Origin of the sequence: Staphylococcus simiae, assembly GCF_002902085.1 — a bacterium.
In the GTDB taxonomy this organism is placed as follows: domain Bacteria; phylum Bacillota; class Bacilli; order Staphylococcales; family Staphylococcaceae; genus Staphylococcus; species Staphylococcus simiae.
Genome location: NZ_PPQR01000078.1, coordinates 1 through 23,004, shown reverse-complemented (window position 1 = coordinate 23,004; position 23,004 = coordinate 1). Strand labels below are relative to the sequence as shown.

The window sequence follows — 23,004 nt, the reverse complement described above, 5'->3', positions numbered from 1 at the left end:
ATGATGTGCAAGTTGGGCAAGAACTAGTAAAGATTGTAAATCTAACTAGTTCTAAATGTGCCAGACGGGCATAGTTGGGCAAGGGACCCAACACAGAGAAACTGTACTTACAGTTTCTACAAACAATGCAAGTTGGGCAAGAGCTAGTAAAGATTATAAATCTAACATAAAGGAATACAATTGCTTGCTAGCGCAACAATTGCATAAGAGCTAGTAAAGATTATAAATCTAACATAAAGGAATACAATTGCTTGCTAGCGCAACAATTGCATAAGAGCTAGTAAAGATTATAAATCTAACATAAAAGAATACAATTGCTTGCTAGCGCAACAATTGCATAAGAGCTAGTAAAGATTATAAATCTAACTAGCTCTAATAGGAAGAATAATTTATATTGATGAAGGTGAATAAATGGTTACATTACTCCTTATTGCTGTAACAATGATTGTAAGTTTAATTATAACACCAATCGTTATTGCAATTTCAAAGCGTTTAAATTTAGTAGATAAACCAAATTTTCGAAAAGTGCATACTAAACCTATATCAATGATGGGCGGCACAGTGATTTTGTTTTCTTTTTTAATTGGTATTTGGATTGGCAAGCCTATTGAATCAGAAGTTAAACCTCTTATCATTGGGGCAATCATTATGTATTTATTAGGTCTCGTCGATGATATATATGATTTAAAACCATATATTAAATTAGCTGGACAAATCGTTGCTGCTTTAGTTGTTGCATTTTATGGTGTAACGATTGATTTTATTTCATTACCAATGGGTGCGACGATACATTTTGGATTTTTAAGTGTTCCGATTACTGTTATTTGGATTGTAGCTATTACAAATGCTATTAATTTGATTGATGGGCTAGATGGTCTTGCCTCCGGAGTTTCAGCAATTGGTTTAATAACTATAGGCTTTATTGCTATTTTACAAGCTAATATCTTTATAACAATGATTTGTTGTGTCTTGCTCGGATCACTATTAGGATTTTTATTTTACAATTTTCATCCTGCTAAAATATTTCTTGGAGATAGTGGAGCATTAATGATTGGCTTTATTATAGGTTTCTTATCATTGTTAGGTTTTAAGAATATTACAATTATTGCTTTATTCTTCCCAATAGTCATCTTAGCCGTGCCTTTTATTGATACTTTATTTGCTATGATTCGTAGAGTTAAAAAAGGACAACATATTATGCAAGCAGATAAGTCACACTTGCATCATAAGTTGTTAGCATTAGGATATACACATAGACAAACAGTATTGCTAATTTACTCAATTTCAATATTGTTTAGTTTGTCTAGTATCATTCTTTATATTTCTCCTCCAATCGGAGTAATCTTTATGTTTATTTTGATTATTTTTTCAATTGAACTCATTGTTGAATTTACAGGCTTAATTGATAATAATTATAGACCAATTTTAAATTTTATTAGTCGTAAAACAAATAACAAAACACATCAATATAAAGAATAATAGTGATGTTATAAATACAAATAAAACTCTAGTAATAATGTTATCTTACTTATCTTTGAATAGGATGAGTCGATATAGTATTACTAGAGTTTTTTAATTTTGTAACTATACTGATTGATATCAAAATTTCTATGAATGATTGAACATGTGTTTAGCACTAAGTTGTAGGAATATCAAATGGTAATAATTTAGGATTTTCTTCAGTTAGATCATAATTTCCTGCAGTAATTTTATTTAAGAAATTGATAAAATCTTCATAATCACTTTTAACAACATCGATATGGTAACTGACTTTATCAGTATAATTTTGATGTCTTAATAAAAACGGAGTAGAAGCAAGTTCATATTCAAATTTACCAGTTTGATCGTAATTTAAAGTCACGATACAAGGAATAGCCTCACGCAGTTCAACACGACCACTATCGTAGATAACATCTCTAACAGCACCACTATATGCACGAATTAAGCCGCCACCACCTAATTTAATACCACCAAAATATCTCGTGACAACGACACAAGCGTCATGTATGTCTAACTTTTTTAAAATTTCGAGCATAGGGATACCTGCAGTACCAGTTGGTTCGCCATCGTCATTGGCTTTTTGAATATTCATTTCAGGACCAACTGTATAAGCAGAACAGTTATGTGTTGCATCTTTATGTTCAGTTTTAATGGTGTTAATAAAATCTTTTGCTTCATCTTCAGATTGTACAGGTTTAATATGAGCAATAAATCTAGACTTATTAATTACATTTTCTATTGTATGTTCTTGTTTAATTGTAATAATATGATTTGTCATAATAACTCCTTACCTAATATCTACTTTTAGCTGTTCATCTATATTATACACTGATGTGCTTATAACTATAAATCCTTTGATTAGCATTTTCTTTTTAGTAAAATTATTGTATTATGACTATGAGTATAATTGAGGAGGACGACTATGAAGATTGCTGTAATGACTGATTCTACAAGCTATCTGTCTCAAGAGTTAATAGATAAATATAATATTCCGATAGCACCTTTGAGTGTGACTTTTGATAATGGTGAAAATTTTACTGAAAAAACTGATATAAATATGGACGATTTTTATAGTCAAATGTTAAATTCACAAACAATACCAACAACAAGCCAACCTGCCATTGGAGAATGGTTATCTAATTATGAATCATTAAGAGAACAAGGCTATTCTGATGTCATTGTCGTGTGTTTATCTAGTGGTATTAGTGGAAGTTTTCAGTCTGCTAAGCAAGCTGGTGATATGGTTGATGGTATTAAAATCCATGCATTTGATAGTAAGCTTGCTACGATGATGGAAGGGTGCTATGTGTTACGTGCAATTGAAATGGTCGAACAAGGCTATGAGCCACAACAAATTATTGATGATTTATTAGATATGCGCAATAATACAGGTGCTTATTTAATTGTCGATGATTTGAAAAATCTTCAAAAAAGTGGACGCATCACAGGTGCACAAGCCTGGGTTGGAACTTTATTGAAAATGAAACCTGTACTTAAATTTGATGATGGTAAAATTGTACCAGATGAAAAAGTACGTACTAAAAAACGTGCCATTCAAGCGCTAGAAAATAAAATTTTAGATATTGTTAAAGATTATGATGAAGTTACTTTGTTTGTAATTAATGGCGATCATTTTGAAGATGGTCAAGCACTATATAAAAAATTACAATCTGAATGTCCTAATAATTATCAAGTAGCATATTCAGAATTTGGGCCAGTAGTAGCAGCACATTTAGGTTCTGGTGGATTAGGCTTAGGTTATGTAGGAAGAAAAATTAGATTAACTTAACAATATATTTAAGTAATAGTTTATAAAGTCTATATTATTAAATGATTATGAGTAAACTGTTAATCGATGAGTTTCAAAGCTCAAATTAATAGTTTAAATACCACTAACATTTAATGTATAGGCTTTTTTTAATTTGGACAGTTTCATTTAATATTATGACTGTATGAAAGAGAACATACAATTTCTAAATTTGTCCTTAGAACAATGAAATATCATTTATGTATTTTTAAGAGGTGATAAATTGAAACATTATGGCAAATTAATACACCCCCAAACAAAGATAACCACTGAACAAGTAGAATCTATAAGCCCTGGTGTTATTAAAAAAAATGGTAGAAACTATTGTATTCAATGTGAAAGTGATTTACCAAGTCATTTTCATAGCTATCAATCTGATATTACCAATGAAAAAATTATATATTGCCGAAACTGTATACAATTAGGGCGAATGGATAATATAACACATTATCGATTGATTCAAAGTGTCAATGTCTCATCTAAAGCATGCTATAACTTACCATTCAAGTTATCTGAACAACAACAATATGCTTCAAATATAATTGTGGAAGCTGTTAAGTCAAGGCAAACTGTTTTATTATATGCAGTAACAGGAGCTGGCAAAACTGAAATGATGTTTAAAGGGATACAGCAAGCAAGACAAAATGGAGACAATGTTGCAATCGTTTCTCCAAGAGTTGATGTAGTGATTGAAATAAGTCAACGTATTAAAGAAGCATTTAAAGATGAAAAAATAGACGTTTTGCATCAACAGTCGCAACAACAGTTTAATGGATATTTTATTATTGCAACAGTGCATCAATTGTATCGCTTTAAAGGCCACTTTGATGTAGTGTTCATAGATGAAGTAGACGCTTTTCCTTTATCGATGGATACGTCATTACAACAGACGATTAAGAGTGCCACTAAAACAACATGCACAATCATTTATATGACTGCAACACCTCCAAAGCAATTATTACGAAACATCCCTGCAAAAAATATAATTAAATTACCTGCGCGTTTCCATAGACAACCATTACCACTTCCTTCTTTTAAATATTTCAAATTAACACCTAACAAAAGACAAGTCTTATTATTAAATATGATAATGGAACAAATTCGAAGTCAACGTTTTACATTGGTTTTCTTTAATAATATAGATACGATGATTACAACTTATCAGACATATAAACAAATCTTGAACAATTTAACTTATGTTTATAGTTCTGATGCTTTTCGTTTTGAAAAAGTAGAACGCTTAAGAAAAGGTGACTATCAAGTTTTATTTACAACTACAATATTGGAACGAGGTTTTACCATGTCTAAGCTAGATGTTATTGTCATCGATTCTCATACTTTTAATGAAGCGGCATTAATTCAAATTGCAGGTAGGGTAGGTAGGAAATTACAATCAACTAGTGGCCATGTTTGCTTTTTACATCAAGGTGTAACTATAGAGATGCGTAGAGCTAAAAGGAATATTGCTATGATGAATAAATTAGCATTACAAAAAGGGTGGTTAGATGAATAAATGCTTAGTATGTAACGCTAAAATACCAGTTCAATATGATGTTTATCATTTCTTTACAGCAACGAAGACGTTATGTGAGACATGTCAACAACAGTGGTTGGAAATAACAATTAACAATAATAGTAAGAGATGCTCGTAATGTTTGAAAATATTAGACCATGATGAATTAGAGTGCCAAGATTGTACATTTTTATCACGTCACTTTACATTAATGGATCAACTGTATTGTAATTTTGAATATACAGGTATTATGAAAGAAGTGATACATCAGATTAAATTTTTAAAAGATCAATATTTATGTCAACTTTTAGCAGAGCTCATTCAATTGCCATCTACCGCATATGATTTAATAGTACCAATTCCATCTTCAAATGAACGAGATAAACAAAGGACATTTAATCCAATTAGAGAAGTATTGAAAGCTAAAGGTATTTACTATCATGATATTCTTTGTGCTAAATATAGACCTAAACAGTATAATTTAACCAAGTATCAACGTATGACAATGGAAAATCCATTTTCAATTGATGATAAAATCGACTTAACCAACAAGGAAATTCTACTCATTGATGATATTTATACAACAGGATTAACTATTCATCATGCAGGGTGTAAATTGTATGATAAAAATATCAGAAAATTCAAAGTGTTTGCGTTTGCACGATAGCATAAACGTGTTAATATATAATTAAGAGTTACCAATAAAGAGGTTTAAGGAGAGATTACTATGATTAGATTTGAAATTCATGGAGATAACCTCACTATCACAGATGCAATTCGCAACTATATTGAGGAAAAAATTGGTAAATTGGAGCGTTATTTTAATGACGTACCAAATGCAGTAGCACACGTGAAAGTTAAAACGTATTCAAACTCAGCAACTAAAATTGAAGTAACAATTCCTTTGAAAAATGTAACATTAAGAGCTGAAGAACGTAATGATGATTTATATGCAGGTATTGATTTAATTAATAATAAACTTGAAAGACAAGTTAGAAAATATAAAACACGAATCAATCGTAAGAGTCGCGATCGTGGCGACCAAGACGTATTTGTTGCTGAGCTTCAAGAAGCACCAGCAGACAATGAGTCTTCTGACGATAATGATATCGAAATTATTCGTTCTAAAGAATTCAGTTTGAAACCAATGGATTCTGAAGAAGCAGTATTACAAATGAATTTATTAGGTCATGATTTCTTTGTCTTTACAGATAGAGAAACAGATGGCACAAGTATTGTTTATCGTCGTAAAGATGGTAAATATGGACTTATCCAAACAACAGAACAATAAATTATGATTCATTCAAGGCTGGGACATTTAGTTGTCTCAGCTTTTTTATTGTGGAAACATCACAAATTATAGATTATAAATAGCAGTAAATTAGGACTTAACAATTTGTAATTACTACTACGATGTTGCAATGAAATCTACTTTTTAGTAATAGTAATAGGAAGTTAACCAGTCACGCTTTTAAAAATTAATTTAGTAATAACAAAAGCCAAGTAACTACTTTAATAAGTAACTATAATGGTGTCATCATGAAATAGCTTAAGCAAATTGTTGAACGAAATAGTTATACTGTGATAATGTAAATTGATATATATAAATGGAAATGGGATTAATTATATTGCAATTGTGATAATTAAGTGGATATAAGACTTTATAGTTAAGATATACTATATTTTAGTCGAATAAATGGATGTAATTTCTAACGAATTAATATAAAATAAACTTGCTAACAACTTAATGATATGAAATATATCACTATAAGATTATTATACAACTGTCAAATGAGTGTATAAGTATAATTTTATATCTATAAATGATAAGATAAATTGTTGAAGGCGAAAGAGTTTGAAGCTAAAGGAGCGAACATAATGGGATTTTTATCAAAAGTTCTTGATGGCAATAATAAAGAAATAAAAAAATTAGGAAAAACTGCTGATAAAGTACTTGCGTTAGAGGAAAAAACAGCAATTTTAACTGATGAAGAAATTCGCAATAAAACAAAAGAGTTTCAAGACGAATTATCACAAATAGAGGATGTTAAAAAACAAAATGACTATTTAGATAAGATTTTACCAGAAGCATATGCTTTAGTAAGAGAAGGAGCTAAGCGTGTCTTTAATATGTCTCCTTACAGAGTACAAATCATGGGTGGTATCGCAATTCATAAAGGTGATATCGCTGAAATGAGAACTGGTGAAGGTAAAACTTTGACAGCAACAATGCCTACATATTTAAATGCATTAGCTGGTAGAGGCGTGCATGTTATTACAGTCAATGAATATTTGTCTAGTGTACAAAGTGAAGAAATGGCTGAATTATATAATTTCTTAGGATTAACAGTGGGCTTGAACTTAAATAGTAAAACTACTGAAGAAAAACGTGAAGCATATGCACAAGATATTACTTATAGTACAAATAATGAATTAGGTTTTGATTACCTACGAGATAATATGGTTAATTACGCAGAAGATCGTGTAATGAGACCGTTACATTTTGCTATTATCGATGAAGTGGACTCCATTTTAATTGATGAAGCTCGTACCCCATTAATCATTTCTGGTGAAGCTGAAAAATCTACATCACTATATACTCAAGCTAATGTATTTGCTAAAATGCTAAAACTTGATGAGGATTATAAATATGATGAAAAAACAAAAGCTGTTCATTTAACTGAACAAGGCGCAGATAAAGCAGAACGTATGTTTAAAGTAGATAACTTATATGATGTACAAAATGTAGATGTCATTAGCCATATTAATACAGCATTAAAAGCACATGTGACATTACAAAGAGATGTCGATTACATGGTAGTTGATGGGGAAGTACTGATTGTAGACCAATTCACTGGACGTACAATGCCGGGACGTCGATTCTCTGAAGGATTACACCAAGCTATTGAAGCAAAAGAAGGTGTCCAAATTCAAAATGAATCTAAAACGATGGCTTCTATTACATTCCAAAACTACTTCAGAATGTATAATAAATTAGCTGGTATGACTGGTACTGCGAAGACTGAAGAAGAGGAATTTAGAAATATTTACAATATGACTGTAACTCAAATTCCTACAAATAAACCAATCCAACGTAAGGATAAATCTGATTTAATTTATATTAGTCAAAAAGGTAAATTTGATGCAGTTGTTGAAGATGTAGTTGAAAAACATAAAGCTGGTCAACCAGTATTATTAGGTACTGTAGCAGTTGAAACTTCTGAATATATTTCTAATCTACTTAAAAAACGTGGCGTACGTCATGATGTATTAAATGCTAAAAATCATGAACGTGAAGCTGAAATTGTTGCAGGAGCAGGACAAAAAGGTGCAGTTACTATCGCGACTAACATGGCTGGCCGTGGTACAGATATCAAACTTGGTGAAGGAGTAGAAGAATTAGGTGGCTTAGCTGTTATTGGTACAGAACGACATGAATCTCGACGTATTGATGATCAGTTACGTGGTCGTTCAGGACGTCAAGGTGACCGCGGAGATAGCCGTTTCTACTTATCTTTACAAGATGAATTGATGATTCGTTTTGGATCAGAACGATTACAAAAAATGATGAGTAGACTAGGATTAGATGACTCTACGCCAATTGAATCTAAAATGGTTTCTAGAGCTGTTGAATCAGCACAAAAACGAGTAGAAGGTAATAACTTTGATGCTCGTAAGCGTATATTAGAATATGATGAAGTATTACGTAAACAACGTGAAATTATATATAATGAACGTAATAGTATTATAGATAATGAAGATAGTTCACAAGTTGTAGACGCAATGTTACGTTCAACGTTACAACGTAGTATTAATTATTACATTAATTCTGAAGATGATGACATCGAGTATCAACCGTTTATCGATTATGTTAATGACATTTTCTTACAAGAAGGCGAGTTAACTGAAACTGACATAAAAGGTAAAGATTCAGAAGATATCTTTGAAATTGTATGGGCTAAAATTGAACAAGCATATAATAGTCAAAAAGAAATTTTAGGTGAACAAATGAATGAATTTGAACGTATGATTTTATTACGTTCAATTGATAGTCATTGGACAGATCATATCGATACTATGGATCAGTTACGTCAAGGTATTCATTTACGTTCATATGCGCAACAAAATCCATTACGTGATTATCAAAATGAAGGACATGAATTATTTGATATCATGATGCAAAATATTGAAGAAGATACTTGTAAGTATATTCTTAAATCAGTAGTGCAAGTAGAAGATGATATCGAACGTGAAAAAACTACTGAATTTGGAGAAGCGAAACATGTATCTGCTGAAGATGGTAAAGAAAAAGTTAAAGCGCAACCAATTGTTAAAGGTGATCAAGTAGGTAGAAACGATCCTTGCCCATGTGGAAGTGGCAAAAAATATAAAAATTGTCATGGACAATAAATGATAAATAACAGAGTTCTGAATAAAATACTTCAGAACTCTTTTTTCATGGCATATAGTACGGGTATTTATTGTCAATTAGTCAATCAAAGTTTAAAATGAACACATCATATAATATAAAGCGTATATATAATTAATGTGAAATAGGAGAGAAGACGATGGAACTTTCTGAAATCAAACGTAACATAGATAAATATAATCAAGATTTAACACAAATTAGGGGGTCTCTTTGACTTAGATAATAAAAAAACAAATATACAAGAGTATGAAGAAATGATGTCGGAGCCTAATTTTTGGGATGACCAAAATAAAGCTCAAGATATTATAGATAAGAATAATGCAATTAAGTCAGTAGTTTCCGGATATGAACAATTGCAAAATGATGTAGATGATATGGAAGCTACTTGGGAATTACTACAAGAAGAGTTTGACGAAGATATGAAAATAGACCTTGAGCAAAAGGTTAATCAATTTAAAGCTCAAGTTGATAAATTTGAATTACAACTTTTACTAGATGGACCACATGACAGTAATAATGCAATTTTAGAATTACATCCAGGTGCAGGCGGTACGGAATCTCAAGATTGGGCTAATATGTTATTAAGAATGTATCAAAGATATTGTGAGCAAAAAGGATTCAAAGTTGAAGTAGTAGATTACCTTCCTGGAGATGAAGCAGGTATTAAAAGTGTTACTTTACTAATTAAAGGACATAATGCCTATGGTTATTTAAAAGCTGAAAAAGGTGTACATAGATTAGTTAGAATATCCCCATTTGATTCTTCGGGTCGTCGACATACATCATTTGCTTCATGTGATGTGATACCTGATTTTAATAATGATGAGATAGAAATAGAGATTAATCCAGATGATATTACGGTTGATACATTTAGAGCTTCAGGTGCGGGTGGTCAACATATTAACAAAACAGAATCAGCCATTCGTATTACTCACCATCCATCTGGTATTGTAGTCAACAATCAAAACGAACGTTCACAAATCAAGAACCGTGAAGCAGCAATGAAAATGTTAAAGTCTAAGCTCTATCAATTAAAATTAGAAGAACAAGAGCGTGAAATGGCTGAGATAAGAGGAGAACAAAAAGAAATTGGCTGGGGAAGCCAAATACGATCATATGTATTCCATCCATATTCTATGGTTAAAGATCACAGAACGAATGAGGAAACTGGAAAAGTAGATGCAGTTATGGACGGAGATATTGGACCTTTTATTGAAGCTTATTTAAGACAAGAAATGTCTACTAATTAATATAGCAAACACCTTACTGACTGCTAGATAAGTTAGTAAGGTGTTTTTAAAATATTTGGATTTATATGAATGAAATATGTACTATGCATAGAGTAATATTACTACTTAAGAGTGGAAGGAAATCTATGATAAAATGATAGCGTATGCAAACATTGATATTATACGGATTTTATAAAGGTTCTTAAAAGAGAGTGAAAATAGTAATATTAACCATTACATTACATCCCGTTAACAATAAACTCCTTGAAAAGTGATTATGCTATAGTAAAGTCATACTTTAAAACTAACAGCAAAGGAATGACAACTAGTGAAGAAAACTCTTACTATGACTGTTTCGTCAGTAATCGCTTTTTTAGCATTAAATAATGTCGCGCATGCAGAACATGGAGAAGCAACAAAACAACCAATCCAACATAATGTTGTTTCACATACAGAAGTTCAGGCACCAACTCAATATACAGTAGTACCTGGAGATACTTTATATCAAATTGCTTTAAATCATCATTTAACATTAAATCAATTATATGCATATAATCCTGGAGTAACACCATTAATTTTCCCGGGAGACATTATTTCACTTGTGCCACAACAAGGTAACCAAGTACAAACTAAGACAACAACTCAAGCAGTATCTTATAAAGCTACACCACAACATTCAAATAATGTTTCATACAATCAAAGCGCACCAACTCAAACAGTATCAACACAACATTATAATAAATCAGTTGCCAATTCAGGTAATTTATATGCATATGGTAACTGTACATACTATGCGTTTGATCGTCGCGCTGAATTAGGTCGTAGCATTGGAAGTTTATGGGGTAATGCTAATAATTGGAGCTATGCAGCAGCAAATGCAGGTTTCAAAGTAAATAGAACACCTGAAGTAGGTGCTATTTTCCAAACTACAGCTGGACCATACGGTCACGTAGGTGTTGTTGAATCAGTAAATCCAAATGGTTCAATTACAGTATCTGAAATGAACTATGCAGGCTTTAATGTTAAATCTACTAGAACAATTAACGATCTTAGCCAATATAAATTTATTCACTAAACACTAAATAGTTAATATATAACTCTCTCTATTATTATTTAATAATAATTGGGAGAGTTTTTTTGTTATTTTAAAATCAAATGATATTTAATTGATTGATAGTCAAAAAATAAGTATAATTTATGATTAATAAAAGAGGAGGTAATTGACATGGGTGTACATCAATATTTTAAAAGACTATCTGACATGGAAAGACTTATTAGATTACCTGGTAAATTCAAATACTTTGAACATAATGTAGCGGCACATTCTTTTAAAGTTACAAAAATTGCACAATATTTAGCAACAGTCGAAGAACATCATGGTAACAGTATTGACTGGAAAAGTTTATATGAAAAAGCTTTGAATCATGATTTCGCTGAAGTGTTTACAGGAGATATTAAAACACCTGTAAAGTATGCTAGTAGCGAATTAAAAAAATTATTTTCACAAGTAGAAGAAGAAATGGTTGAAACATTTATTGAAGAAGAAATACCTGAACCATATCAAAATATTTATAGACAACGGCTACAAGAAGGTAAAGATGATTCAATAGAAGGTCAATTACTGTCAGTAGCTGATAAAATAGATTTATTATATGAAACATTTGGTGAAATTCAAAAACGTAATCCCGAAGAATTATTTTTTGAAATTTATGCCATGAGCTTAGAAACGATAATACAATTTGATCACTTAGCTTCAGTTCAAGATTTTATCAACAATATTATTCCAGAAATGTTAACTGAAAACTTTATACCTAGAGCAGAATTAAGAGAAACGACAATGAACATTTTGAAGAAAAGAAATGAGGAAGTTGAATGATATGGTATATCAGCGCTGCATTCTTCCCGTGTGTGTTAGTTGTATTGTTAAGTGTGTTAACACGAAGTAAGTGGATAGGTACAATATTAACTTTAGCTTTAATAGCAACATCAATATATAAAGAATTCTTTCATAATGAATGGATTATATTTATTGATGTTGTGTCGTTACTAGCAGGTTATTTAGTTATAGATCAATTAGAATTTCACAAGCATCGTGATGAAGATCGTTGATTACAGTTGAACGCTATGTAGTCAAACAGATTTGTTGCAACAATTGTAGAAATTCATTAAAGTATATTTATACACTATTAATTTAAAAATTATTTTATGACATCACAAGCATAGTTATATGACTATGTTTGTTTTTTATTTGTTCTGCAAAGTTACGAACAAATGTTTGCTTTTAAGGACGCGTATTTGATAAAATATGAAATGAGCTTATGACAATATACGCAGATAAAAATTAAAACTATAAAGGAGGAAAATGTGACAATGGTCGAACATTATCCTTTTAAAATACATTCGGATTATGAACCACAAGGGGATCAACCTCAAGCAATTAAAGAAATTGTACAAGGTATAAATGAAGGTAAAAGACACCAAACATTATTAGGTGCAACAGGAACAGGTAAAACATTTACCATGAGCAATGTTATTAAAGAAGTCGGTAAACCTACTCTAATTATTGCACACAATAAAACATTAGCTGGTCAATTATATAGTGAGTTTAAAGAATTCTTTCCAGAAAATAGAGTTGAATATTTTGTTAGTTACTATGATTATTATCAACCAGAAGCTTATGTGCCATCTACTGATACATTTATAGAAAAAGATGCATCGATTAATGATGAAATAGACCAATTACGACATTCAGCAACAAGTGCTTTATTTGAACGAGATGATGTTATTATTATTGCTAGTGTAAGTTGTATTTATGGTTTAGGTAACCCAGAAGAATATAAAGATTTGGTAGTAAGTGTACGTGTTGGCATGGAAATGGAACGTAGTGAACTACTTAGAAAGTTAGTTGATGTTCAATATACGCGTAATGACATAGACTTCCAACGTGGTACATTCAGAGTACGTGGTGATGTTGTGGAAATTTTTCCGGCATCAAGAGAAGAAATGTGTATTAGAGTAGAATTCTTTGGTGATGAAATTGATCGCATCCGAGAAGTGAATTATTTAACTGGAGAAGTTTTAAAAGAGCGCGATCACTTTGCCATATTCCCAGCATCTCACTTTGTTACACGTGAAGAAAAAATGAAATTAGCCATCGAACGTATTGAACAAGAACTAGAAGAACGTTTAAAAGAATTGCGCTATGACAATAAATTGCTTGAAGCACAGCGATTAGAACAACGAACAAATTATGATTTGGAAATGATGAGAGAAATGGGCTTCTGTTCGGGAATTGAGAATTACTCAGTACATTTAACATTACGCCCATTAGGATCAACTCCTTATACACTATTAGACTATTTTGGTGACGATTGGTTAGTTATGATTGATGAGTCACACGTTACCTTACCACAAATTAGAGGTATGTATAATGGAGACAGAGCGCGTAAACAAGTATTAGTGGATCATGGTTTCAGATTACCTAGTGCGCTGGATAACCGTCCATTAAAATTTGAAGAATTTGAAGAAAAAACGCAACAACTCGTTTATGTTTCTGCAACACCAGGACCATATGAAATTGAACATACTGACAAAATGGTCGAGCAAATTATTCGTCCTACTGGATTACTAGATCCTAAAATTGAAGTACGTCCTACAGAAAATCAAATAGATGATTTATTAAGTGAAATTCAAGCAAGAGTTGAACGCAATGAACGTGTTCTAGTAACAACTTTGACTAAAAAGATGAGTGAAGATTTAACAACATATATGAAAGAAGCAGGTATTAAAGTAAATTATCTGCATTCAGAAATTAAAACCTTAGAACGAATTGAAATTATTAGAGATTTACGTATGGGAACTTACGATGTTATTGTTGGAATTAATTTATTAAGAGAAGGTATTGATATTCCGGAAGTATCATTAGTAGTTATTTTAGACGCGGATAAGGAAGGTTTCTTACGTTCAAACCGTTCATTGATTCAAACAATTGGTCGTGCTGCTAGAAATGATAAAGGTGAAGTAATCATGTACGCAGATAAAATGACTGATTCGATGAAATACGCAATTAATGAAACTATGCGTCGTCGTGAAATACAGATGGCTCATAATGAAAAACATGGAATCACTCCAAAAACCATCAATAAAAAAATTCATGATGTTATTAGTGCTACCGTTGAAACGGATGATACCAATGATAATAAACAAAAAGAAGTTCCTAAGAAGATGACAAAGAAAGAAAGACAAAAAACTATTCAAAATATAGAACAAGAAATGAAACAAGCCGCCAAAGATTTAGATTTCGAGAGAGCGACAGAATTGAGAGATATGTTATTTGAATTAAAAGCAGAAGGGTGACGTATAAATGAAAGAACCATCCATAGTAGTAAAGGGTGCAAGAGCACATAATTTAAAAAATATTGATATTGAATTACCTAAAAATAAATTAATAGTAATGACTGGCTTATCAGGTTCAGGTAAATCTTCATTGGCCTTTGACACCATTTATGCAGAAGGGCAAAGACGATATGTTGAGTCATTAAGTGCATATGCACGACAATTTTTAGGTCAAATGGATAAACCGGATGTTGACACCATAGAAGGTTTATCGCCAGCAATTTCCATTGACCAAAAGACGACTAGCAAGAACCCAAGATCAACCGTCGCAACAGTTACTGAAATATATGATTATATTCGTTTATTATATGCTCGTATTGGTAAGCCGTATTGCCCAAATCATCACATTGAAATTGAATCTCAAACTGTTCAACAAATGGTAGATCGAGTTATGTCATTAGAAGAAAGAACGAAAATACAATTATTAGCACCTGTTATCTCACATCGTAAAGGAAGTCATGAAAAACTTATAGAAGATATTGCTAAAAAAGGCTATGTCCGTTTGAGAGTTGATGGTGATATTGTTGATGTTAATGAAGTTCCACAACTAGATAAAAATAAAAATCATACGATTGAAGTCGTCGTCGATAGATTAGTAGTTAAAGAAGGTATTGAAACGAGGTTAGCAGATTCTATCGAAACAGCGTTAGAATTAGCTGAAGGACAACTAACTGTCGATATTATTGATGGTGAAGACCTTAAGTTCTCTGAAAACCATTCTTGCCCGATATGTGGCTTTTCAATTGGTGAGTTAGAGCCTAGAATGTTCAGTTTTAATAGTCCATTTGGTGCATGTCCAACTTGTGATGGTTTAGGACAAAAATTAACAGTTGATATTGATCTAGTTGTTCCCGATAAAAATAAAACATTGAATGAAGGTGCAATAGAACCTTGGATTCCAACTAGTTCAGATTTTTATCCAACTTTATTAAAACGTGTGTGTGAAGTATATAAAATTAATATGGATAAACCATTTAAAAAGCTAACAGAACGTCAACAAAATATTATTCTTTATGGTTCAGGTGATAAAGAAATAGAATTTACATTTACTGGTTGGAATAGTGGCACTAAAAAAAGAACAATGGTATTTGAAGGTGTTGTACCTAATATTAGTCGTCGATTTCATGAATCGCCATCTGAATATACAAGAGAAATGATGAGTAAATATATGACAGAATTAGCTTGTGAAACTTGTCACGGGCAACGTTTAAGTCGCGAAGCATTATCAGTATATGTTGGCGATTATAATATAGGTGAAGTTGTAGAATATTCCATTAGCAGGGCATTAAAATACTATCAAAATATTAATTTATCTAGTCAAGATTTTGCAATTGCTAATCAAATATTAAAAGAAATTATATCTAGATTATCTTTCTTAAATAATGTTGGACTCGAATATTTAACGTTAAATCGAGCGTCAGGAAGCTTGTCTGGTGGAGAAGCACAGCGTATTCGTTTGGCCACACAAATAGGTTCAAGATTAACAGGTGTACTATATGTCTTAGATGAGCCTTCTATTGGTTTACATCAAAGAGACAACGATAGATTAATTAGTACACTAAAAGAAATGCGTGATTTAGGTAATACATTAATTGTAGTTGAACATGATGATGACACAATGAGAGAAGCAGATTATTTAGTAGATATTGGCCCGGGAGCTGGCGATCACGGTGGAGAAATTGTTGCGAGTGGTACACCACAAAAAGTAATGAAAAATAAAAAATCACTAACAGGTCAATATTTAAGTGGTAAAAAACGTATTGATGTACCAGAATATCGCAGACCGATAAGTGATAGAAAAATAGCTATTCGTGGAGCAAGTAGTAATAATTTAAAACATGTAGATGTTGATATTCCTTTATCAGTGATGACTGTTGTCACAGGTGTTTCAGGATCAGGAAAAAGTTCTTTAGTCAACGAAGTGTTATATAAATCATTAGCACAAAAAATTAATAAATCAAAAGTTAAACCTGGTATATATGACAGTATAGAAGGTATTGATCAATTGGATAAAATCATTGATATTGATCAATCGCCAATTGGACGTACCCCACGATCTAATCCTGCAACGTATACAGGAGTCTTTGATGACATTCGTGATGTATTCGCACAAACCAACGAGGCTAAAATAAGAGGATATCAAAAAGGACGTTTTAGTTTTAATGTTAAAGGTGGTCGCTGTGAAGCTTGTAAAGGCGATGGTATTATTAAAATTGAAATGCACTTTTTACCAGATGTCTATGTACCTTGTGAAGTTTGTGACGGTAAACGTTATAACAGAGAAACGTTAGAAGTAACGTATAAAGGTAAAAATATTGCTGACGTGTTAAATATGACAGTTGAAGAAGCTACGCAATTCTTTGAAAATATCCCTAAAATAAGTCGTAAATTACAAACTTTAGTTGATGTTGGTCTTGGTTATGTTACTTTAGGACAACAAGCTACAACATTATCAGGTGGGGAAGCACAACGTGTTAAATTAGCATCTGAATTGCATAAGCGTTCAACTGGACGTTCAATTTATATTTTAGATGAACCAACTACTGGTTTGCATGTTGACGATATTAGTCGATTATTAAAAGTATTAAATCGTCTTGTTGAAAATGGAGATACAGTTGTTATCATTGAACATAACTTAGATGTAATTAAAACTGCTGATCATATTATAGATTTAGGACCAGAAGGTGGCGATGGAGGTGGCACAATTGTTGCTACTGGAACGCCAGAAGAAATCGCACAAGTGAAAGCATCATATACTGGAAAATACTTAAAACAAGTATTAGATAGAGATAAGCAACAAAGTGAATAGTATATTAAGGTGATCTTGATATTAAACTGTCGACAATGTTTGATAATGTTGTCGGCAGTTTTGTTGTTTATTCAGCAGTAGATGTGTCTAGAATTAATAAATATTCTATACTTAATAAAATGAAACTAGCAATACCTGTTTATATTATAAAATGATTTATATTTTAAATTATTCACTTTTTATTTATCAGACCTAAAAAATAGAAAATCCAAAGTTAACAATTAAATTAATTGCATACAATGATACCTAATTCTAATACAATTAGAATGACTTGCTTGATAAGGTATGGCCATTTTAAGATAAAAGAATAGAAAATCGTCTAAATTACGTAAATAGACTATAGAAATCATACAAGTTGTAATATACAATTAATAATTATTTTAGCTTTTCGATATAATTTAGCTATAGATTTTTGATATGATAAAAGGGAAGATGTAAGATAAGGGATAAATTTAATAGAGGTGAACCCATGTTAACGACAGAAAAATTAGTAGAAACGTTAAAGTTAGAATTAATCGCGGGTAAAGATGGTCTATCAAGAACAATAAAAAATGCAGATATATCAAGACCAGGTCTAGAAATGGCAGGTTACTTTTCTCATTATGCATCAGATCGAATACAATTATTAGGAACGACTGAATTGTCATTTTACAATTTATTACCTGATAAAGACCGTATTGGACGTATGCGTAAGTTATGCCGTCCAGAAACACCAGCAATTATAGTGACACGTGGCTTACAACCGCCAGAAGAATTAGTAGAAGCGGCGACAGCAACGAACACACCATTAATTATTGCTAAAGACGCTACAACAAGTCTTATGAGCCGTTTAACTACATTTTTAGAGCATGCACTTGCAAAAACAACTTCATTACATGGTGTATTAGTTGATGTTTATGGTGTTGGTGTATTAATTACAGGTGACTCTGGAATTGGTAAAAGTGAAACAGCACTTGAATTAGTCAAACGTGGTCATAGACTGGTAGCTGATGATAATGTTGAAATTCGTCAAATTAACAAAGATGAATTGATAGGTAAACCGCCCAAATTAATTGAACATTTATTAGAAATACGTGGACTAGGTATCATTAATGTTATGACATTATTTGGTGCAGGTTCTATCCTAACTGAAAAACGTATTCGACTTAATATTAATTTGGAAAATTGGAATAATGAGAAATTATATGACAGAGTTGGCTTAAATGAAGAAATGTTAAGTATTTTAGATACTGAAATCACTAAAAAAACAATACCAGTACGTCCTGGTAGAAACGTTGCAGTCATTATAGAAGTAGCAGCTATGAATTATCGTTTAAATATCATGGGAATTAATACGGCTGAAGAATTTAGTGAACGTTTAAATGAAGAAATTAGCAAGAACAGTCATAAGAGCGAGGAGTAAGTTAAATGAATTCAATGTTTAACTATATTAATCCTGTAGCATTTGATTTAGGACCATTAAGTGTACGCTGGTATGGTATTATCATTGCGTTAGGAATATTATTAGGTTATTTTGTAGCACAAAGAGCAGTGGTTAACATTGGTCTAGATAAAGATACGTTAGTAGATATCATCTTTTATAGTGCTATAGCAGGGTTTCTATGTGCGCGAATTTATTTCGTTATCTTTCAATGGCCATATTATGCTGATCATCCAGGAGAAATCATTAAGATTTGGCATGGTGGTATTGCGATTCATGGTGGTTTAATTGGTGGATTTTTAGCAGGAGTATTTGTCTGTAAAATTAAAAATTTACATCCTTTGCAAATTGGTGATATCGTTGCACCGAGTATTATATTGGCACAAGGTATTGGTAGATGGGGCAACTTTATGAATCATGAAGCTCATGGTGGTCCAGTGTCTAAAGCATTTTTAGAACATTTACATTTACCAAACTTTATCATTGAAAATATGTATATTAATGGTCAATATTATCATCCAACATTTTTGTATGAATCATTATGGGATGTTATTGGATTTATAATTTTAATATCTTTACGTCAACATTTACGTATTGGTGAAACGTTCTTTGTATATTTAATTTGGTATTCTATCGGTCGTTTCTTTGTAGAAGGACTCCGTACTGACAGTCTAATGCTAACGAGTAATATTAGGGTAGCGCAAGTGGTATCAATTATTTTAATTTTAATAAGTTTAATATTAATTATATATAGAAGAATTAAATATCAACCAACAGTATATAGTAAAACAGGTCCATTACCATGGCCCGCTAATAAATAAAGTGGTGGAATTTTGAGACAGTTTACAACGATTAAAAATTATAAAGTTAATCCGTTATGGCGTATTTATCAAATTGTTAAGTTTAACAAAGTTTTAAAAAATACGCTTATCATTGAAGTGACTAAATTTATACCATTGATGTCCGTTAAGAGATGGATATATCATCATTTATTAAAAATGACAATAGGACAACATACGTCTATAGCATATCAAGTCATGGTCGATATATTTTATCCTGAGTTGATTTCAATTGGCGATAACAGTGTTATTGGCTATCAAACAACGATATTAACACATGAAGCGTTAGTAAATGAATTCAGATACGGCCCTGTCACTATAGGGTCAAACACGTTAATAGGTGCACATTGTATCATTTTACCAGGCATACGGATTGGAAATAACGTGACAATCGCAGCAGGTAGTGTAGTAACTAAAGATATACCAGATCATGCATTCGTATATGGTAATCCTATGTACATTAAAAAGAATTAGGAGGTGACAATATCAATGGCACAACAAAAGAACAATATTATATCAATGACATTTGATGATGCGTTTTATCGTAAAATGGCAGCACAAAAATTTAGACAACGTGACTATGGTAAAGCAGCAGAATACTTTAACAAAGTGCTAGAATTGTCACCAGAAGATTTAGATATTCAACTTGATTATGCACAGTGTCTCCTAAATATAGGTCAAGGGCGTCGAGCTGAGCATTTATTCTTTGATAATATTATTCAAGATAGACATCTTGAAGATAGCTATTACGAATTGAGTCAATTGAATATTGAATTAAATGAACCAAACAAGGCATTCTTGTTTGGTATTAATTATGTCATAGTTAGTGAAGATCAAGAATATAGAGAAGAACTAGAGCAAATGTTTGATGTTTCCTATGACGATGAAGAACAAATTGAAACTGAGGCACAGTTATTTTCACTTCAAATATTATTTCAATATTTATTTTCACAAGGTAAGTTAGAAGATGCTAAACATTTTGTATTACAACAACCTGAACATATACAGCAACATCGAATTATAAGAAATTTAATGGCTATGTGTTATTTATATTTGGGTGAATATGATGTTGCGCAAACATTTTACGAACAATTATTAAATGAGGATAAATCAGATATATATGCTTTATGTCATTACACATTGTTACTTTATAACACTAATAATATGGAACAATATCAAAAATATTTAGCGATGTTAAATAAAGTAGCGCCGATGAATGATGATGAAAGTTTTAAACTTGGAATTGTCCTTAGCTATTTAAAACAATATCAAGCATCTCAACAATTATTATTACCTTTATATAAGAAGGGTAAATTTTTATCCATTCAAATGTATAATGCATTAACTTTTAATTGCTATTATTTAGGAGATATTAAAGAGAGTCACTATTATTGGGATAAATTGCAACAAATTTCACAAGTAGATATAGGTTATGCACCATGGGCTATTGAAGAAAGTAAGACACTTTTTGAAAATCAAATTTTACCACGCTTAGAAAGTGACGATAGTCATGAACGGATATACGGTATTTTTCTGCTGAATGAAATGAATGGTAAAGAGATTTTGATTACTGAAGAAATTTGGAAAATACTTGAAAATATGAATGACTATGAAAAGTTATACTTAACTTATTTAGTACAAGGTCTAACATTAAACAAATTAGATTTTATTCATAGAGGGATGAAACAATTATATAGCCATCCACAATTAAAATTAAATCATGATTTGTTCTTAGCTTGGATTGCCAAAGCAGAAGATATAATTGCAGAAAAAGTTGATTTAACAAGTGTTGAACCATATATTGCAGCATTTACTTATTTATATTTTAAAGATCAACAGCAAAGTATGACTAAAAAAGAAATCATTACGTGGCTTGATATCACGCAATATAAACTGAATAAGATGATTGAATTATTGTTGAGCATATAGATTTATGAAATATTAGTTTTATTATATAATGCGCATAATGATAAATATTGAGGAGGCATTGCAAAATGGCTGAAGTAGATTTTGACATAGCGATTATCGGTGCTGGTCCTGCCGGTATGACAGCAGCAGTATATGCATCACGTGCGAATTTAAGCACAGTAATGATTGAAAGAGGAATTCCTGGTGGACAAATGGCCAATACGGAAGAAGTAGAGAACTTCCCAGGATTTGAAATGATTACAGGCCCAGACTTATCTACTAAAATGTTCGAGCATGCGAAAAAATTTGGTGCAACATATCAATATGGTGACATTAAATCAGTAGAGGATAAAGGCGAGTATAAAGTTATTGATTTTGGTAATAAAGAAATTACAGCTCGTGCAGTTATTATTGCAACAGGTGCTGAATACAAAAAAATTGGCGTACCAGGTGAACAAGAATTAGGTGGTCGCGGTGTAAGTTATTGTGCAGTATGTGACGGCGCATTCTTTAAAAACAAACGTCTATTTGTTATTGGTGGTGGAGATTCAGCAGTTGAAGAAGGAACTTTCTTAACTAAATTTGCTGATAGAGTTACAATTGTACACCGTAGAGATGAGTTACGTGCACAAAATATTCTACAATCAAGAGCATTTAAAAATGATAAGATTGATTTCATTTGGAGCCATACTTTAAAATCAATTAATGAAAAAGATGGCAAAGTAGGTTCTGTTACTTTAGTTTCAACTAAAGATGGTTCAGAAGAAACACATGAAGCGGACGGTGTCTTCATATACATCGGTATGAAACCTTTAACTGCACCATTTAAAGATTTAGGCATTACAAATGATGTAGGATATATCGAAACTAAAGATGATATGAGTACATCTATCCCAGGTATTTTTGCTGCGGGTGACGTTAGAGATAAAGGTTTACGTCAAATCGTTACGGCTACTGGAGACGGTAGTATTGCAGCACAAAGTGCAGCTGATTATTTAGAACAATTAAATGACTAACTACAACGAAATGATATCATTTGAGACTAGAACTATAGCGGTTAACATATTGACCAAGTATAGTTCTAGTTTTTTTATGTTATATTTAAACTATAGTAAAATATAATTTTATGTAATGTACCAACAAATAGCATTGTAG

Annotated in this window: 17 protein-coding genes and 1 pseudogene; 17 read left to right on the top strand and 1 reads right to left on the bottom strand. The window is 31.6% G+C overall.

Annotated features, from left to right (window positions below; genetic code table 11):
- The first annotated feature begins 411 nt into the window (after positions 1 to 411).
- Positions 412 to 1,479 (top strand): glycosyltransferase family 4 protein, encoded by a 1,068-nt coding sequence (locus CD113_RS09770; protein ID WP_002464838.1) that lies wholly within the window; start codon positions 412 to 414, stop codon positions 1,477 to 1,479.
- Positions 1,480 to 1,636: 157 nt separating this feature from the next.
- Here the strand turns inward: CD113_RS09770 and CD113_RS09765 are convergent, their stop codons facing one another.
- A complete protein-coding gene (locus tag CD113_RS09765; protein WP_002464839.1) occupies positions 1,637 to 2,278 on the bottom strand; it encodes a YigZ family protein in 642 nt (213 codons plus the stop codon).
- Between the two features lie 144 nt (positions 2,279 to 2,422).
- On the opposite strand from CD113_RS09765, the gene fakB1 reads away from it, so the two are divergent.
- The 16 genes and pseudogenes from fakB1 (at position 2,423) to trxB (ending at position 22,865) form a co-directional block, all read left to right on the top strand.
- Positions 2,423 to 3,289, top strand: a complete 867-nt coding sequence (fakB1, locus tag CD113_RS09760) for a fatty acid kinase binding subunit FakB1 (RefSeq protein WP_002464840.1) — start codon at positions 2,423 to 2,425, stop codon at positions 3,287 to 3,289.
- Positions 3,290 to 3,530: 241 nt separating this feature from the next.
- Entirely contained in the window at positions 3,531 to 4,820 is a 1,290-nt protein-coding gene (locus tag CD113_RS09755; RefSeq protein WP_088177511.1) for a DEAD/DEAH box helicase family protein, read from the top strand.
- Positions 4,813 to 5,487 (top strand): annotated as a pseudogene (locus tag CD113_RS09750) (ComF family protein). Before CD113_RS09755 ends, CD113_RS09750 begins: the two are co-directional and overlap by 8 nt.
- A gap of 60 nt (positions 5,488 to 5,547) precedes the next feature.
- Positions 5,548 to 6,111 carry a ribosome hibernation-promoting factor, HPF/YfiA family gene (gene hpf, locus CD113_RS09745; RefSeq protein WP_002464843.1) on the top strand — a complete coding sequence of 188 codons (564 nt, stop codon included), beginning with the start codon at positions 5,548 to 5,550 and terminating at the stop codon, positions 6,109 to 6,111.
- Positions 6,112 to 6,698: 587 nt separating this feature from the next.
- Positions 6,699 to 9,230, top strand: a complete 2,532-nt coding sequence (gene secA / locus CD113_RS09740) for a preprotein translocase subunit SecA (protein ID WP_002464844.1) — start codon at positions 6,699 to 6,701, stop codon at positions 9,228 to 9,230.
- A gap of 158 nt (positions 9,231 to 9,388) precedes the next feature.
- Positions 9,389 to 10,499 (top strand): peptide chain release factor 2 gene (prfB, locus tag CD113_RS09735; protein WP_103262352.1). Its coding sequence is split into 2 segments (ribosomal slippage): positions 9,389 to 9,460 and positions 9,462 to 10,499, totalling 1,110 coding nucleotides; the frame shifts between segments, so codons are not numbered across the junction.
- Between the two features lie 307 nt (positions 10,500 to 10,806).
- Positions 10,807 to 11,553, top strand: coding sequence for a COG3942 and LysM peptidoglycan-binding domain-containing protein (locus tag CD113_RS09730; protein ID WP_040802277.1), 747 nt, complete (start codon positions 10,807 to 10,809; stop codon positions 11,551 to 11,553).
- Positions 11,554 to 11,703: 150 nt separating this feature from the next.
- Positions 11,704 to 12,354, top strand: a complete 651-nt coding sequence (locus tag CD113_RS09725; protein WP_002464847.1) for a YfbR-like 5'-deoxynucleotidase — start codon at positions 11,704 to 11,706, stop codon at positions 12,352 to 12,354.
- Positions 12,351 to 12,587, top strand: coding sequence for a CsbA family protein (locus CD113_RS09720; protein ID WP_002464848.1), 237 nt, complete (start codon positions 12,351 to 12,353; stop codon positions 12,585 to 12,587). The genes CD113_RS09725 and CD113_RS09720 overlap by 4 nt, the downstream gene beginning before the upstream one ends.
- A 261-nt stretch (positions 12,588 to 12,848) precedes the next feature.
- Positions 12,849 to 14,834 carry an excinuclease ABC subunit UvrB gene (uvrB, locus tag CD113_RS09715; RefSeq protein ID WP_002464849.1) on the top strand — a complete coding sequence of 662 codons (1,986 nt, stop codon included), beginning with the start codon at positions 12,849 to 12,851 and terminating at the stop codon, positions 14,832 to 14,834.
- 7 nt (positions 14,835 to 14,841) lie between these two features.
- Complete coding sequence (gene uvrA / locus CD113_RS09710) at positions 14,842 to 17,682, top strand: excinuclease ABC subunit UvrA (protein ID WP_095092595.1); 2,841 nt, start codon at positions 14,842 to 14,844, stop codon at positions 17,680 to 17,682.
- 469 nt (positions 17,683 to 18,151) lie between these two features.
- Positions 18,152 to 19,084 (top strand): HPr(Ser) kinase/phosphatase, encoded by a 933-nt coding sequence (hprK, locus tag CD113_RS09705; protein ID WP_002464852.1) that lies wholly within the window; start codon positions 18,152 to 18,154, stop codon positions 19,082 to 19,084.
- Between the two features lie 5 nt (positions 19,085 to 19,089).
- Positions 19,090 to 19,923 carry a prolipoprotein diacylglyceryl transferase gene (gene lgt / locus CD113_RS09700; protein ID WP_002464853.1) on the top strand — a complete coding sequence of 278 codons (834 nt, stop codon included), beginning with the start codon at positions 19,090 to 19,092 and terminating at the stop codon, positions 19,921 to 19,923.
- 12 nt (positions 19,924 to 19,935) lie between these two features.
- A complete protein-coding gene (locus CD113_RS09695) occupies positions 19,936 to 20,415 on the top strand; it encodes an acyltransferase (RefSeq protein WP_002464854.1) in 480 nt (159 codons plus the stop codon).
- 15 nt (positions 20,416 to 20,430) lie between these two features.
- A complete protein-coding gene (locus CD113_RS09690; RefSeq protein WP_002464855.1) occupies positions 20,431 to 21,870 on the top strand; it encodes a tetratricopeptide repeat protein in 1,440 nt (479 codons plus the stop codon).
- Positions 21,871 to 21,935: 65 nt separating this feature from the next.
- Entirely contained in the window at positions 21,936 to 22,865 is a 930-nt protein-coding gene (gene trxB / locus CD113_RS09685; RefSeq protein WP_002464856.1) for a thioredoxin-disulfide reductase, read from the top strand.
- Positions 22,866 to 23,004: the final 139 nt, after the last annotated feature.

Excerpts from the sequence above, each read along its gene's own strand:
- CD113_RS09770 (WP_002464838.1), top strand. The coding sequence starts at position 412 with ATGGTTACATTACTCCTTATTGCTGTAACAATGATTGTAAGTTTAATT.
- CD113_RS09765 (WP_002464839.1), bottom strand. The coding sequence starts at position 2,278 with ATGACAAATCATATTATTACAATTAAACAAGAACATACAATAGAAAAT.
- fakB1 (WP_002464840.1), top strand. The coding sequence starts at position 2,423 with ATGAAGATTGCTGTAATGACTGATTCTACAAGCTATCTGTCTCAAGAG.
- hpf (WP_002464843.1), top strand. The coding sequence starts at position 5,548 with ATGATTAGATTTGAAATTCATGGAGATAACCTCACTATCACAGATGCA.
- secA (WP_002464844.1), top strand. The coding sequence starts at position 6,699 with ATGGGATTTTTATCAAAAGTTCTTGATGGCAATAATAAAGAAATAAAA.
- CD113_RS09725 (WP_002464847.1), top strand. The coding sequence starts at position 11,704 with ATGGGTGTACATCAATATTTTAAAAGACTATCTGACATGGAAAGACTT.
- CD113_RS09720 (WP_002464848.1), top strand. The coding sequence starts at position 12,351 with ATGATATGGTATATCAGCGCTGCATTCTTCCCGTGTGTGTTAGTTGTA.
- uvrB (WP_002464849.1), top strand. The coding sequence starts at position 12,849 with ATGGTCGAACATTATCCTTTTAAAATACATTCGGATTATGAACCACAA.
- uvrA (WP_095092595.1), top strand. The coding sequence starts at position 14,842 with ATGAAAGAACCATCCATAGTAGTAAAGGGTGCAAGAGCACATAATTTA.
- hprK (WP_002464852.1), top strand. The coding sequence starts at position 18,152 with ATGTTAACGACAGAAAAATTAGTAGAAACGTTAAAGTTAGAATTAATC.
- lgt (WP_002464853.1), top strand. The coding sequence starts at position 19,090 with ATGAATTCAATGTTTAACTATATTAATCCTGTAGCATTTGATTTAGGA.
- CD113_RS09690 (WP_002464855.1), top strand. The coding sequence starts at position 20,431 with ATGGCACAACAAAAGAACAATATTATATCAATGACATTTGATGATGCG.
- trxB (WP_002464856.1), top strand. The coding sequence starts at position 21,936 with ATGGCTGAAGTAGATTTTGACATAGCGATTATCGGTGCTGGTCCTGCC.